Source organism: Caballeronia eucalypticola (assembly GCF_047608185.1).
Classification (GTDB): Bacteria; Pseudomonadota; Gammaproteobacteria; order Burkholderiales; family Burkholderiaceae; genus Caballeronia.
Map to the genome: position 1 here is coordinate 1 of NZ_JBLKRU010000090.1, position 13,707 is coordinate 13,707.

The following is a 13,707-nucleotide window of genomic DNA, read 5'->3' on the forward strand; positions in this document are numbered from 1 at the left end:
TTAGAGGGCAGTTCAAAAAGGCTGCTCAGTTCGGCTGAAGATGTTCCAGCAGACGAGTGAGCAGGCTAGTTTGAGGAATGCTTCGTGAATGTCAGATCGGCGCTCGAAGCGAATGCGAAGACGCCGGAAACCATGGAGCCACGAATGAGTCCGTTCAACGACCCAACGGAACTTGCCGAGACCGCTGCCGTGTTCGGTGCGGCGCCTGGCGATGACCGGTCTGATTCCACGCTCGCGAAGTTGGCGGCGATGCGAGTCGGAGTCGTAGCCACGGTCGGCGTAGATGACCTTGGGTTTGCGAAGCGGTCGGCCGCGTGTGCCGCGAATCGGCGGGATAGCGTCGACCAGCGGCAGCAGTTGCGTGACATCATTGCGGTTCGCGCCGGTCACGATCACGCTGACAGGAACGCCGTTCGCGTCTACGAGGACGTGGTGTTTGGACCCTGGTCGTGCGCGATCGGTGGGGTTTGGCCCAGTTTTTGGCCCGCCCCAACGGCTCGCACGGACGATGAATCGACAGCCGCATATGAGAAATCGAGCTGGCCAGATTCGCGCAGCTTGTCGAGCAGTAGCCCGTGCAGCTTGTCCCACACCCCGGCCTGCTGCCAGTCGTGCAACCGACGCCAACAAGTCGCTCCAGAGCCGAAGCCCAACCGGGTCGGCAGATGGTTCCATCGCATTCCTGTCTTCAGCACAAGCAGGATGCCATTGAGTGCTGCACGGTCCGAGACCGGCAACCTTCCAGGGTATCGCTGGCGTCGCGGTTTGGGCGGTGGAAGTAGCGGTTCGATCAGTGCCCACAATTCGTCATCGATGATAGGTGCCGGCATTCCTTGATCCGTTGTTCAGGTATCCAAGGTTAACCGTTTCGTGGAAAAGTAAACAGCCCTTCCGAGCTCTTTTTGAACTGGCCTTTTAAGGAGATGATCGCGAAAACTCATAAGTTTATACGGCGTACATTTCCTCGAGCAGCACGCTGTACTTACGTTCCGTTAAGTAACGCCGTAGCCGCAGGGCCGGCGTCAGTTCTTCGCTATCGCCAAACAGGGGCTCGCCGATAATCCGGAAACCACGAATACACACGTCGAGTAAAAGTTTGGTGTTCACAATATCGATTTGCATACCGATGAGCGCTATGACTTCCTTACGGGAAATCAAACTTGCGTGATCCGTATAAGAAATATGGTTCTCTTGCGCATATTGGCCGACCATTTCGTGATCCACAGCCACCAGGACGGTGCAATATGGACGGCCGTTGCCAATGAGAAGCGCGTCGAATACATAGGGGCAGAGCCTCAGTTCCCTTTCGAAAACGTTCGGTGAAATAGTGATCCCGGCACTATTGTCGAATCGATCGGACATACGACCGCCCAAATGTATTTCCCCGCCCACCGAGGTCGTGCCGAAATCACCTGACTGCAGCCACCCTTCGGACCCGGGATTGACGGTGACAGTGCCGTCACGCCAATATCCCATGTGGACCGCAGCGCCGCGCAGGAGAATTTCCCCATCCACAGCGAGCTTAATCTCGAGTCCCTGCGGTGGTTCGATTGCGGCACCGGAGGAGATACCGTCGCTAGCAACCGTAAGGCTGGCAAAGCCGACCGTTTCCGCAAGACCGTACCCTTCGAACATCGGCACACCTAGAGCTCTATACCAGCGCGTAAGAGCCGGTGAGACTGAAGCGCAGCCGCTTATAGCCATTCGGATGTTCTGAAGACCGAGCGACCTTCGGACGTTACGCATCATAAGCCGCTCGAAAATGCCAACGGCTTTGCAACGCATACTGTGTCGATAAGCCCATTGCGCTATGGGAAACGCGGCGTTGACAAGCGTTTCAGTGTCAGTGTGCAGGTTTTCCCAAAATCTTGGCGGAGCGAACACAATCTTAGGGCGGACTTCTCGAAGATCATTCAGGACAGTAGCCGGGCTTTCCGGAAAATGAATCATCAACGGTGTTACGAGAGGTGCGACGACAGTTAGCACGCGCTCAGCCATGTTCGCGAGCGACGTAACTGACAAAGAGGATTCCCAAGAACGAACCTTCAACCAACTATCGAGGTTATTTGCAATGTGCATCAAATTTCTTTGCGCAATCGTAGCTAGCTTCGCGGCTCCCGTGCTGGCTGCCGTTTGTGCCAGGACAGCAACTTGGTGTTCGTGCCCCTCGGTAATGTTGGCTTCAAACTCGGTTTTCTTGGTTTCAGACAGTGCTCGCCCCCTGCTAAGAAGGTCTGCAAAAAGCAGGACATGCGGATCTTTAAAACCACCAAGCCCACGCGTTTCAATAATTACTATGTGTGCGAGCTTTGGACAACTGGACCGTATCGCCAGAATTTTTGCGAGCTGTTCAACATTCTCGACGATCACAGCGCAAGATCCAGCTTCGCACAAGACGTTCGCGAGCCGTAAGCCGGAGTCAGTCGGATAAATCCCGTGACTGATCATACCCATCGCCTGGGCTCCAAGGTCGACGGACATCCATTCGGGACGATTCTCGGACAACAGCGATATCACCTCTCCTCGCTGAATTCCAACCTCCGATAGGGCAAGCGCGATAGCACGGGTATCTTCGTAAAATTGAGCCCAAGTAGTACCCGCCCACACACCCCTTCGCTTAAACCTTAACGCCGTTCTCTGTGGATCTCGCAAACACGCATTCCGCCAGAGTTGAGGCAAGGTGGCAATAAGGGCATCCGCAGGCAAGCTCGAGTCCGTCATGCGAAGGCTCCGTTTTTAAACCATCTTCGCTGGGTCTATTGGATCCGAGCGACTAACCCATTGTCCTTGGGACACCTGCTCGATCATCATCCACTCCGGATCAATATGATTATTCCTAAAATGCTGTACCTCATAGGAGCTAGCACCCTTAAAGCTCGATACTTGCAGTGCCTTGACAGCCTTTTCAGTAGTCAGGTCGCGTCCTGTAACTTGCAGGCCCTGCAAAAACCAACTGGTGTAGTCGTAAAACAATTGCGCAAGATCATCGGGCTCCGCATTGAACCGCTTTCGGTAACCATCGCTCCATTTTTTACTTTCTCCCGATTGTTCGTCCGAAACAGGAATGCGCCATCCGCCAATGCCATACAACCCCGAAACTGCGTCCTTTCCTACCGATGCGGTCTTTTCGATACGACCTGAAATCGCCGTCAACACGCTCACATTTTTCCAATCCAATTTCTTTACTTCTGATGACACAGCGATCGTTTCGCGAGTAGCGGTAGCACACACGATGAGGTCTGCCCCTGCAGACTTCATTCGAGCGACTTGAGAAGAAAAATCGATGTCACCGATCTTGTAGCTTGCGGAAGCGACGACTGCCATTCCTTTACTGGTCAGTGCGACAGTTAATCCCTTTTCAACCAGGTCGCCGTACGGGCCCTCTTGATAGATGAATCCAACCCTCTTGCTCCCCAACTTCGCAAGCGCCCATTTCACCCCAGCCGCTGTAGTGCTGTCATAACCAAGGTTGGTCGTAAATAGAAGCGGGCTTGGTCCAGCCGCCTTGCGCACCAACGCAGATGCGGCATACGGAGCGAAGCAGATAACGCCTGAATCAACCACCCTTTTCACGGTTGACACGTTGGCGCCCGATCCGAATGGGCACAAGATAGCGAAAACGCCGTCTTTTTTGATTAACTTGTCAACTGCCCGAACGGCCTGGGACGGTTGCGCTGCGTTATCCTCAATGATTAACCTAAGCTTACGTCCCTGTACTCCCCCTGCTTCATTTGCTTCGTCGATTCGCATCTGCATGCCGTTTCGCATGGGCGGTCCAACGATTGCGGTCGCCCCGGAAAAATCCAGATGGCTCCCTAAGACAATTTCCTTATCACCAATCCCGTCCGCGCAAGCAAGCGGCGGTATCAGGGCCTGCACGACTCCAACTAATCCGGCGCTTAGCACCGTGCGACGGCTTACGGACATGATGCCTCCGAGATTTCTTATTGAGTGGCCCGTGGACTAGACCGACCTCAGTGCCAGGACTTCCTTCGTCTCGCCGGCCTTAATACCCTGTCCGGGCCATTTGAAAGACGCTCCGTTGTTCCACCGAGATAGAAATCCTTAACGTCGGCGCGACACACAAGATTCTTGCAGGTGTCCGCGGCAACTATCCGGCCCAACTCCACGATATAGCCATCGTCCGCGGTGGAAAGGGCAATAGCTGCGTTTTGCTCCACAACGAGCACTGCAATCCCCGCATCAATGCTGATTCGTTTAACGATGGAAAAAATTTCTTTAGTCAGTAACGGCGAAAGTCCCAGTGAGGGCTCGTCAAGCATCAACAATTTAGGGCTACCCATGTATGCACGGCCGATTGCAAGCATCTGTTGCTCGCCGCCAGAGAGAAGTCCCGCTTGCTGATCGCAACGTTCAAGGAGACGAGGAAACCAACCGTATACCTTGTCAATGTCTAAGGCAACCCGGGCATCGTGTCGCCGGGCAAACGCGCCCATTTGAAGATTTTCCGCTACAGTCAAAAACGGGAACACCTGTCGGCCTTCCGGCACCAGAATCAAGCCTCGACGAGCGACCTCATCCACGTCGAGTCCCTCAATTTGGTTACCTTCGAACTCGATGCTGCCCTTCAATGGATTAGTAACCCCGGCGATTGTATTTAGGAGCGTCGTCTTCCCCGCTCCGTTCGCACCGAGGACCGCTACGATTCGCCCCGGCTGCACCTCAAGGCTTATACCCCGAATCGCGTTCACCGGCCCATACCAGGTTTCAACGTTTTGAACGCACAACAGAGCAGTCATGTTCAAATTCCCAGGTACGCAGCAATGACGCGTGGATCTGATTGAACTTCGGAAGGGGTACCCGTCATCAACACCATCCCCTGCTCCATGACAATGACACGATCGGCCACGGCAGACACCAACGACATGTCATGTTCAACCATGATCACCGTCAAACTAAGTTCGCCGCGTAGATCCTCAAGCCATCCGGCCAACTCTCTTGTTTCCTCCGGATTCAGACCTGAGGCAGGCTCATCCAACAGCAGCAGGCTTGGTCCAGAGACCAAAGCCCTTCCCAGTTCAACCACCTTTCGAACTCCATAGGGCAGTCCCGCAACCAAACGATGCCGATACGGAGCAAGGTCCAGGAGACCAATAACATCTTCCACATGCTCGCGCGTCTCAAACTCCTCCTTCCGGACAGCTGACAAGTTGAACAGCTGCGCAAAGAGATTACTGTGGTGCGCGACATGCCTTCCAAGCATCAAGTTATCCAAAACGCTCGCTCCTTCGAAAAGCTCGATATTCTGGAAGGTACGTGCGATGCCATGTCGAACGATGTCGTGTCGTGCAACTCTCAACAGTTCATTTCCACCGAATTCAACGCTGCCTCCAGTGGCATCGAAGACTCGAGTTATCAAATTGAACACCGATGTCTTCCCCGCACCATTGGGTCCAATAATGGCGCACACCTCGCCCTGCGCGACAGAGAAACTCACGTCTCTAACGGCCTTCACCCCCCCGAACGAAAGATTCAGATTAGCCACTTGGAAGAATGGCTTGTCGCCGACCTCTCTGCATCCCGCTCGATTAAAGCTTTCGATGCCTAAATCCGTCATTTGTATCTCTCCGAGCGCATGTAGGCCTTCGCACGCTTGGAAGTTGGCCGGCGAGACAGCGGGAAGTCCGAGATGACCGAACTTATTTTTTGCCAGCGACCGTTCAGACCCTGGGGTTCCCACAGCACAAAGCTAACAAGGACCGCGCCATAAACAAACAACTCGATACCGAATTGCCCCGAAAGTCGATTTGGCAGCAACGGTTTTACTGCGGATATAAACGACGGGAGCCAACCAATCAAAATCGCCCCTAGGATTGCCCCTCGAATGCTGCCCATACCGCCAATAAAGACCATCAAAACTAATTGCACCGAAAGCCCCATATTGAAGCTATCTGGAGTTATGAATTGCGTTTGATGAGCAAGCAATGCACCGGCCAAACCTGAGATCGCAGCGGAAATGACGAACGCTAGCAGTTTGGTCTGAGCAACTCGAATCCCCAATCCACGTGCCGCAGCCTCGGAGTCGCGGACCCCAATGAATGCTCGCCCCGTCGATGATCGTAGAATATTTAGGATCCCCATAACAACCGCGATCAAAATCGATAGACAAAGAAAATAAAATGCCCTCGGGCCACCAAGACTTAGACCGAAAACGCTGGGGTCCGGAACTTGAAGGCCGCCTTGCCCACCTGTTACGCTTGTCCAGCGGCCCAGCACATGGTCCGTCACTATCGCGAAAGCAAGCGTAACCATTGCCAGGTGAAGTCCTGAAACGCGGATTGCCGGAAGCCCGATACAAAGTCCAGCAAGGCCTGTTGCCGCACCGGTCAAAACGAGTGACAAGGGTAATGGCACTCCGGCCGTGAGCAAGATGGTGTGCACATAAGCGCCAATGCCGACGAATGCGGCCTGCCCCAGGGAAACTTGTCCGGTCAACCCTGTTAGCGCCATGAGCCCAACGCTCGCTATACACATGATTACGATAAAAGTAATCTCCCCGACGTAGTATGGTGGCAATATAAATGGCAGCGGGATCAAGAGAACTGCTAGCGCTGCGCAGCTATAACTCTCGCGCAATCCGCGAATCAGGGCCCGAGCATTCGAATAACTGGTTTCGTATCGAGCCGGATTCATACTCTGCGCCCATGGCTTTCACCCAAAAGTCCACGCGGGTAGACGATCAACACGCCAATCAATACTAGGTATGGCATGACGTCCTTAAAACCGTCTGGAAGATATACACCCGAGAATTGTTCCACCAGGCCTATTAAAAGCCCGCCGATGATGGCCCCCGGCACGCTACCAAATCCACCCAAAACGAGCGCCGCTAACGCTTTTAGCATCACAAACCATAAGCTAAGGTCCACTAGCGTTATAGGCGCAAGCAACAAGCCACACAGGGCAGCGATTCCACCTGAAATCGCCCAGACCATCGAGTTAAGACGCTTTACACGGATGCCGCAGATGTAGGCTGCTAACTGGTTTTGCGACGCGGCTTGAACCGCGATGCCAAGTGCCGTCCGCCGTAAGAATATGAACAACACGGCCGTGACGAGCAACGCTGCAGCGAGGATCACCAGATTGAGGTTGCCCACCACCGCACCGAAGATCTTTGTTGTGTGGTTACCCCAAGGAGTGACGTAGGTTCGTGATTCAGGACCAAAAACGATGCTAACGGCACCGCGGATCATGAATCCAATTCCGATCGTCAGCATGACCCCGGCGAATTGTGGCTGACCTACGATTGCTCGCATGATCCGAGCCTCAATGAGGTAGCAAAGTGCGGCAACAGCGACTATGACAATCGGAAGCGCAAGCCAAAAAGAAAGTCCGACTCCGGCAATGAGCCACCACCCCAAGAATGACGAAAGCATCAGGACATCGCCATGTGCGAAGTTGAGCACCTCTGTCGCCTTGTAGCCTAGTACGAGACCAAGGGCAACAAGACTGTACACCGCGCCGATCGAGACACCCTGCAATGCTAGCTGTAGCGCTTCCGCGCCCACTGTTGCCATCATTTCGCCTCTTTTGATTAACTATCGTTCAGTTAACGATCGGCAGACTATAGGGACCGCGACAGTTTCATGTCAACGATTCATGGCCGGGGACCGACCCGTACGGGAATGCCCTATTAACACCCTAGCAGATGACGTACTGACTACCAACATTCGAAAAACATATTTCATTGAACGCGACGCGCGGCACTTTGATTAATTACACTATTCGGCACCCTCGGGACCGATTCTTGTCGATGGGGTAAGGAGTGGCCCCCACGACATTTGCGCGAAGAATCTTAGATTGAACGTAGTACTCCGATAAGAGCGTGGATGAGCAGGGCCGCAGCAGGCGCCGGCTTGGCGTTATCTGTGGATATTCTTATGGCAGCACGAATCTCCTGGATCAGTGCGAATCCGGTTTGCCATCCGCATGCCGCTATCGATTTTTTTGGACGAGTTACTTGCGTTTCGATCGTCCGCCTACGAGTTCGCCTACCACCGTTCCATATAGGGTCGAAGGTCCATCTCGAAGGTCCAGGTGTCTCGAGGTTGCGAATGAAGATACAGATAATTTTCTGCAATATGGTCCGGATTCATAATTCCGTCTCGATCTTTCGTTGCGTATTTTTCAGGAAAGTTGGTACGGATGAAATCCGTGTCGATCGCACCGTCGATCACCACATGTGCAACGTGAATATTTTTCGGCCCCAACTCACGCGCAACGCTTTGAGCAAGAGCCCGTAACCCGTGCTTCGCTCCGGCGAATGCGGCAAAATTAGCTGAACCACGAATACCAGCTGTGGCACCGGTGAAAATAATTGTGCCGCGGTTGCGAAGGACCATACGTTTGGCGACTTCCCTTGTGTTCAGGAACGCTCCGAAACATGCCATTTCCCAAATCTTAAAGTACTTACGCGCAGTTTCTTCGAGAATGCTCGATGGAACATTTGCTCCGATATTAAAAACAAGTACCTCGATCGGCCCAATCTCGTTCTCGATTTTTTCTACGAGCGCGACCACGTCCTCCTCTTTTCTAGCATCCGAACCGAATCCGTGTGCCGAGCCGCCAAATGCCTTGATCTCCGATACCAGCGCCTCAAGTTTCTGTGAGTCGCGTCGTGTGACGCATGCAACATAGCCAGCGGCAGCAAACTTCTTAGCGATTGCTCCGCCTGTTGCGTCCCCTGCTCCGATCACCAGCGCCACCTTCGTTTGTTCGATAGTAACCATAGCCTCAACTCTCTTCAATAAACGATCGTTCATTTATCAGGCCACGATAAGCTCGTGCGAGTTCGCTGTCAATTGGTCTTTACGCAGCCCCGGGGTCCTCTAAATGACGGAGGTTGGCTGATGCAACCGGTCCGCGTATGGCCGCATTGCATTGCGATAAATTCGGTCGTGAGCAGTAACCCGTCGACAAGAGAAGGTTGCAAAGCTATATCTACCGACCATTGGATCGGATCGCTGATTGCCGCTCGACAGTTGGGGCGAAGATAGCGTTGCCACTTGGATGCGGCAATCGCGCCAACTGGAAAAATCGCCGTGGTACTGGAGATTTAGGATGTGATCAAACTGTGGCCCAGCCACAGGCACCGAACACGAATGCTCAGCTCTGCTGGGTCTTTTCGACAAAACGACGGCTTGAGGCAAGAATTTCCTGGCGAGTCCGTTCGCTCTCAACAACCCGAGCCATCACAATTGTACCTATGCATTGAGCGAGCAGGCTCCATGCCTTGTCGCCATCGCCATCCATCCGTTCGGCCCAACTGCGTTGAGTCTTCTTAAGTGAGGCCTCGGCTGTTGCTCGGACCTGCGGGCTCGACCGCGCGATTTCCGGACCGAGCGTAGTTAATCCACAACCGATCTCCGGGTGCAAAGCGTGGAAAGTGCTTAGATAATTTCGAATGCATTTGGCGACATGGTCGGGCGTCGATGTCTCGTCGCCAGCAAGCATTTTCGAGCTGTTCTCGACCTCGCGCTCTACAAGCGCAGCAAATAGCTCTCCCTTCGATGCGAAATGACTGTAGAACGCCCCGCCCGTCAAACCGATAGCCGACATCAAAGCGTCCACGCCAGTTGAGTCGAATCCGCCCTTTTTAGCGATCGCACGACTGCTGTCCAAAAGCTTTTCGCGAGTTTCCTGCTTGTGAGTGGCCGAATAGCGCATGACATTCCTTTTGTGCTTAGGGTTATCCCATTAGACGGGAATAAAACCGTAGCATATCATTCGTTTACTTAACGGACGTTTAGTGACGTAACCGAGGTATTGCCCATGAGCAAGCAGGTCGAGTTTTTCTTCGATGTCGGCAGTCCCGCGTCCTATCTGGCATGGACCCAACTTCCCTCCTTGTGTCTGTCGACCGGATCCAGCCTCATCTATCGGCCAATGCTTCTGGGCGGGGTTTTTCAAGCGGTGGGGAACGCGTCGCCAGCTGCAATACCCGCTAAGGGAGTTTATTCGACGACTGATCTAGGTCGGTATGCAAAACGCTACGGTGTGACCCTCGTTCAAAATCCGCACTTTCCCATCATCACTCTGACTCTCATGCGAGTTGCGACAGGTGTACAAATAAGGATGCCCGAACGCCTGCCTGATTTTCTTGAAGCAATATTTAAGGCAATCTGGGTGAACTCGCTCAATTTGAACGATCCAACTCTTGTAGCTCGTACCCTATCCGATGCCGGATTTGACTCAACGGCGATAGTGAATCTCGCAAGCGACGCTGACATCAAAGCGGCTTTGCGGGCGACCACTGAGGAAGCTGTTGCACGGGGGGCGTTTGGAGCTCCGACAATGTTTATCGAAGGTCAAATGTATTTTGGTCAAGACCGACTGGATTTTGTGCGCGACGCGCTGAGTTGACAGCCGTCTGGCTTGGTGCCAGAACTGAAACGACACGTCAGGAGACCCTTAATGCAGTCACAAATTTGGCATCAGATGTACCCATCGGACGTCGCTTTCGATGCTCCTTTTGAGAACGACCTAACAATTCCTGCGATGGTGGCTCAACGCACCGCCCGTTACAAAGACAATGTCGCATTCAGTTGCCTTGAAGTTCAACTCAGCTATCAAGCCCTTGATGAGTTCTCGTACCTCTTTGCCGGATACCTTTGCCGAGAAGGCCTGCTTGCCGGCGACCGTGTGGCGCTGATGCTTCCGAACAGTCTGACTTATCCCATCTGTTCGTTGGGCATTCTCCGTGCGGGTATGACAATGGTCAGCGTCAACCCGATGTACACAGCCCGCGAACTCATTCATCAACTTAATGACTCGGGCGCCAAGGCAATCGTGTGCAGCGAATCACTCCTGCCTCTCGTTTCAGAGATCGCGTCTGCCACTTCGCTCCGCCATGTTGTGTTCGCCGCTTTGACAGACTTGATCCCAACGGGTGATTCGTGGCGTCCTGTTGCGCAACGCTCCATTGGAGAAGCGAAAGCGTTGGGGACGGCGCTTGAAGAAGGCGCCCCGGGTGGTTTCAACCCTCCCATCATGCGCCCAGAAGATATTGCAGTGCTTCAGTACACCGGTGGAACGACCGGTGTTTCGAAGGGTGCGGCATTGAGCCACAAAAATTTGCTGTGCGGCGTGGCGCAACAGATCTCCTGGTTACCGCAGGCTTATATCGCGGGTAACACAACCTGCATAACTGCACTCCCTATGTATCACGTGTTTCCGCTCAATATCATGCTCATGATGCTTTGGCTAGGCGGGACAAATCGGCTTGTACCAAACCCGCGCGATTCAAATCAAATATTCTCTGAAATCAAGCGCGCTCCATTTCATGTGCTGCCTGGCGTGAATACGTTTTTCAACAGCTTGCTTGCATCCGACCGCCTTCTTAAAGAGGATTTCGCTGCTACTCGACTCGTCATAGGCGCAGGCGCCAGCGTGCTTGAGTCTGTCGCAGAGCGATGGAAAACCGTAACGGGAATTCCACTCACTGAAGGGTACGGGCTGACCGAGTGCTCTCCAGGCGTGACGTTTAATCTACACAGCGCCGGCTGGACGGGCAGCGTCGGCGTTCCGTTTCCCTCAACCGATGTCAAGATCATCGACAACGGTGGGCTTACCGTTCCGTTAGGATCTTCCGGCGAACTATGCGTTAAGGGACCTCAGGTCTTCACCGGCTACTGGCGGAAGCCAGAAGAGACTAAAAACGTGTTCACTGAAGACGGTTGGTTCCGTACAGGCGACATCGCGCGAATGGACCACCGTGGGATGGTGTACATCGTAGACCGCCTTAAGGACATGATCCTTGTGTCAGCATTCAACGTCTATCCCAATGAAATAGAAGGAGTTGTGTCAATGCTTCCAGCGGTAGATGAATGCGCATGCATTGGAGTTCCAGACGCTCGCTCTGGAGAAGTGCCGCATCTTTTCATCGTACGACGAGACCTTGATATCACTGCAGAAGAAGTGATTCGACATTGCCGAGAAAATCTCACCGCCTACAAAGTACCGAGATACGTCACGTTCCTTCCAGCACTTCCGAAGTCACCGGTAGGTAAGATCTTGCGTCGAGAGCTCAGAGATACGTTAAGAACCAGCGGTGTTACTCATTGAAAATGCACGCGGTACTGCCGGCAGAATCGTTCTCGGCGGCAGGACAATCAGGAGAGGGAAGATGGTACTGCCCATTAAAGTCGTCAAAGTGATTGACTCCAGCGAAGAAGAATTTATCTGCGTATGCGACGGGCTATCATTTGTACGGTTCGAGATCAAACAAATCGTACACTTTCGCCTTGCCTTGTTGATCGCTGCGGTCATGCTCGCAGTAATCGCCGGCATTGAAATTGCCATTTTCATCTGATTTTGTTAAACCTCATCCGGGCTTAACGAAATGTCATATGGCTGCTTGCGCACGATAAGGATTGGGTGGGTAATTCAGGCTTTTGAGCATCAACTGCAGTGCTGGACAAATTTTTTGGTCCGTCAGTAAAATCTATGGGCGAGTTCTGGCTCAGGAAGTTTGCCAAGTACGTGATATAGCGAGAGTTCCGTCATTTTGAAGGTGCGATATCCATAGGCTTTTCTCATAGTGACTTTGGCTTTGTTGTTCAGTCCCTCAACGATGCCACTGGAGAACGCCTTTCGCGCCCGGAAATAGTTGAGCAACAGCTCTCGATGGGTGCGTACTGTGCGAGCGAATTTCTTGAGCGGGTCGATGCGCGAGCGCATGACCTCGCTGCACCACTGATCCAGGAATTTGCCTGCCCATGCGGGTGACTCGTAGTCCCAGAATTGCTGGAAGTATTCTTTGAAGAGGTAGGCCCGTACGCTCTTGAGGTTATAGCGCAGCACCTCACGCAGCTTGATGCGCTGGGAGTCGGTCAGGTTCCCCGGGCGCTTGAGCAGACACCAGCGCGACTTCTTAAGCACCGGCTCGTAGCCGTCCTTGACCAGTTGGCGTGCTTCGCCCGCACGGACCTCGTCGATGGCAAGATTGAGTTTAGCGACGATGTGAAAGCGGTCCAGAATGTTCAGCGCCCCTGTGCAATGCAGTTTGATCATGTCCAGATAGGGTTTCCACATGTCCGAACACACAAACTCGATGCCCTGCGCCAGTTCCGTGCCGATCATATCGAAGAACTTCTGGAACGCTTCTTTGGTGCGCTTCTCGCCCACCCAGAGCAGGCGCGTGCAGCCCGCCTCGATCTGGTAGACCAGTGTCAGATACTCATGACCACGACCGTAGGCGATTTCGTCCACGCCGATGGCCCGGATATGCCCCAGCTCGCGATGCTCCAGACCCCATTGCACGACATAGGCCACGGCCTGTTGGACCTTCTCCCAACTGGTGTGGAAGGACTGTGCCGTGTCCTTCCATGAAAGCTTGCGCGCCCAGTGCGCCAAGTACAGCATGTACGCCCTGGTCAACTGGTGCTTGCCCATTGCCCAGGGCACCTCCTCTACCTTGACCCCACATCGCCTGCATTCCACGCGCCTCATGCTGTACAGTAAAAACACCGCAAAGCCCCAGATCGGGATGAACTCGAAGCGGCGTTGGGGCAGTTGGTCGTAGCCCCTGGCGGGTTGATGGCATCCTGAGCAGCACGCTCTGGAGCCTTTGCGCGGGCGCACATCGATCTCGATAGTATTGCTATGCATGCACAAGCGCGCGGTACCGTAGACGAAGCCAGGGAAATGGTGGCAGGCATTAAGCAGACGAGTCAAAAGCATGAGCAACAA

Annotated in this window: 14 protein-coding genes; 3 read left to right on the forward strand and 11 right to left on the reverse strand. The window is 53.6% G+C overall.

Translation table 11 applies throughout. The features are described from left to right. Positions 1–12 precede the first annotated feature (12 nt). The 10 genes from ACMX25_RS39955 to ACMX25_RS40000 form a co-directional block, all read right to left on the reverse strand. Positions 13–528, reverse strand: coding sequence for an IS5 family transposase (locus ACMX25_RS39955; protein WP_414955079.1), 516 nt, complete (start codon positions 526–528; stop codon positions 13–15). Continuing rightward, entirely contained in the window at positions 420–830 is a 411-nt protein-coding gene (locus ACMX25_RS39960) for an IS5/IS1182 family transposase (protein WP_062093255.1), read from the reverse strand. The genes ACMX25_RS39955 and ACMX25_RS39960 overlap by 109 nt, the downstream gene beginning before the upstream one ends. Positions 831–945: 115 nt before the next feature. Beyond that, positions 946–2,721 (reverse strand): AMP-dependent synthetase/ligase, encoded by a 1,776-nt coding sequence (locus tag ACMX25_RS39965; protein WP_414955330.1) that lies wholly within the window; start codon positions 2,719–2,721, stop codon positions 946–948. A gap of 15 nt (positions 2,722–2,736) precedes the next feature. Continuing rightward, positions 2,737–3,927: an ABC transporter substrate-binding protein gene (locus ACMX25_RS39970; RefSeq protein ID WP_414955331.1), complete on the reverse strand. Its 1,191-nt coding sequence runs from the start codon at positions 3,925–3,927 to the stop codon at positions 2,737–2,739. Between the two features lie 47 nt (positions 3,928–3,974). Next, on the reverse strand, positions 3,975–4,760 hold the full coding sequence (locus ACMX25_RS39975; protein WP_414955332.1) for an ABC transporter ATP-binding protein: 786 nt from the start codon (positions 4,758–4,760) through the stop codon (positions 3,975–3,977). A 2-nt stretch (positions 4,761–4,762) separates the two neighbouring features. Continuing rightward, the gene (locus ACMX25_RS39980; RefSeq protein WP_414955333.1) at positions 4,763–5,578 is read right to left on the reverse strand and encodes an ABC transporter ATP-binding protein; all 816 of its coding nucleotides are present in this window, start codon (positions 5,576–5,578) and stop codon (positions 4,763–4,765) included. After that, entirely contained in the window at positions 5,575–6,558 is a 984-nt protein-coding gene (locus ACMX25_RS39985) for a branched-chain amino acid ABC transporter permease (RefSeq protein WP_414955334.1), read from the reverse strand. The genes ACMX25_RS39980 and ACMX25_RS39985 overlap by 4 nt, the downstream gene beginning before the upstream one ends. A gap of 92 nt (positions 6,559–6,650) precedes the next feature. Continuing rightward, on the reverse strand, positions 6,651–7,538 hold the full coding sequence (locus ACMX25_RS39990) for a branched-chain amino acid ABC transporter permease (RefSeq protein WP_414955335.1): 888 nt from the start codon (positions 7,536–7,538) through the stop codon (positions 6,651–6,653). A gap of 471 nt (positions 7,539–8,009) precedes the next feature. Beyond that, complete coding sequence (locus ACMX25_RS39995; protein WP_414955336.1) at positions 8,010–8,780, reverse strand: SDR family oxidoreductase; 771 nt, start codon at positions 8,778–8,780, stop codon at positions 8,010–8,012. A 343-nt stretch (positions 8,781–9,123) separates the two neighbouring features. Further along, positions 9,124–9,684, reverse strand: coding sequence for a TetR/AcrR family transcriptional regulator (locus ACMX25_RS40000; RefSeq protein WP_414955337.1), 561 nt, complete (start codon positions 9,682–9,684; stop codon positions 9,124–9,126). A 105-nt stretch (positions 9,685–9,789) separates the two neighbouring features. On the opposite strand from ACMX25_RS40000, the gene ACMX25_RS40005 reads away from it, so the two are divergent. Genes ACMX25_RS40005 through ACMX25_RS40015 form a run of 3 tightly spaced genes read left to right on the forward strand, consistent with a single transcriptional unit; the run spans position 9,790 to position 12,328 of the window. After that, a complete protein-coding gene (locus tag ACMX25_RS40005) occupies positions 9,790–10,380 on the forward strand; it encodes a 2-hydroxychromene-2-carboxylate isomerase (protein ID WP_414955338.1) in 591 nt (196 codons plus the stop codon). 51 nt (positions 10,381–10,431) lie between these two features. Next, the gene (locus ACMX25_RS40010; protein WP_414955339.1) at positions 10,432–12,081 is read left to right on the forward strand and encodes an AMP-binding protein; all 1,650 of its coding nucleotides are present in this window, start codon (positions 10,432–10,434) and stop codon (positions 12,079–12,081) included. Further along, positions 12,068–12,328, forward strand: coding sequence for a hypothetical protein (locus ACMX25_RS40015; RefSeq protein ID WP_414955340.1), 261 nt, complete (start codon positions 12,068–12,070; stop codon positions 12,326–12,328). The genes ACMX25_RS40010 and ACMX25_RS40015 overlap by 14 nt, the downstream gene beginning before the upstream one ends. A 122-nt stretch (positions 12,329–12,450) precedes the next feature. On the opposite strand, the gene ACMX25_RS40020 is transcribed toward ACMX25_RS40015, so the two are convergent. Continuing rightward, positions 12,451–13,707, reverse strand: a 1,257-nt coding sequence (locus ACMX25_RS40020) for an ISL3 family transposase (protein WP_414950301.1), incomplete at its 5' end; no start/stop codon positions are given.

What these genes read in the sequence shown, in the direction of transcription:
- ACMX25_RS39960 (WP_062093255.1), bottom strand. Translation starts at nt 830, where the DNA reads ATGCCGGCACCTATCATCGATGACGAATTGTGGGCACTGATCGAACCG.
- ACMX25_RS39965 (WP_414955330.1), bottom strand. Translation starts at nt 2,721, where the DNA reads ATGACGGACTCGAGCTTGCCTGCGGATGCCCTTATTGCCACCTTGCCT.
- ACMX25_RS39970 (WP_414955331.1), bottom strand. Translation starts at nt 3,927, where the DNA reads ATGTCCGTAAGCCGTCGCACGGTGCTAAGCGCCGGATTAGTTGGAGTC.
- ACMX25_RS39975 (WP_414955332.1), bottom strand. Translation starts at nt 4,760, where the DNA reads ATGACTGCTCTGTTGTGCGTTCAAAACGTTGAAACCTGGTATGGGCCG.
- ACMX25_RS39980 (WP_414955333.1), bottom strand. Translation starts at nt 5,578, where the DNA reads ATGACGGATTTAGGCATCGAAAGCTTTAATCGAGCGGGATGCAGAGAG.
- ACMX25_RS39990 (WP_414955335.1), bottom strand. Translation starts at nt 7,538, where the DNA reads ATGATGGCAACAGTGGGCGCGGAAGCGCTACAGCTAGCATTGCAGGGT.
- ACMX25_RS39995 (WP_414955336.1), bottom strand. Translation starts at nt 8,780, where the DNA reads ATGAACGATCGTTTATTGAAGAGAGTTGAGGCTATGGTTACTATCGAA.
- ACMX25_RS40000 (WP_414955337.1), bottom strand. Translation starts at nt 9,684, where the DNA reads ATGCGCTATTCGGCCACTCACAAGCAGGAAACTCGCGAAAAGCTTTTG.
- ACMX25_RS40005 (WP_414955338.1), top strand. Translation starts at nt 9,790, where the DNA reads ATGAGCAAGCAGGTCGAGTTTTTCTTCGATGTCGGCAGTCCCGCGTCC.
- ACMX25_RS40010 (WP_414955339.1), top strand. Translation starts at nt 10,432, where the DNA reads ATGCAGTCACAAATTTGGCATCAGATGTACCCATCGGACGTCGCTTTC.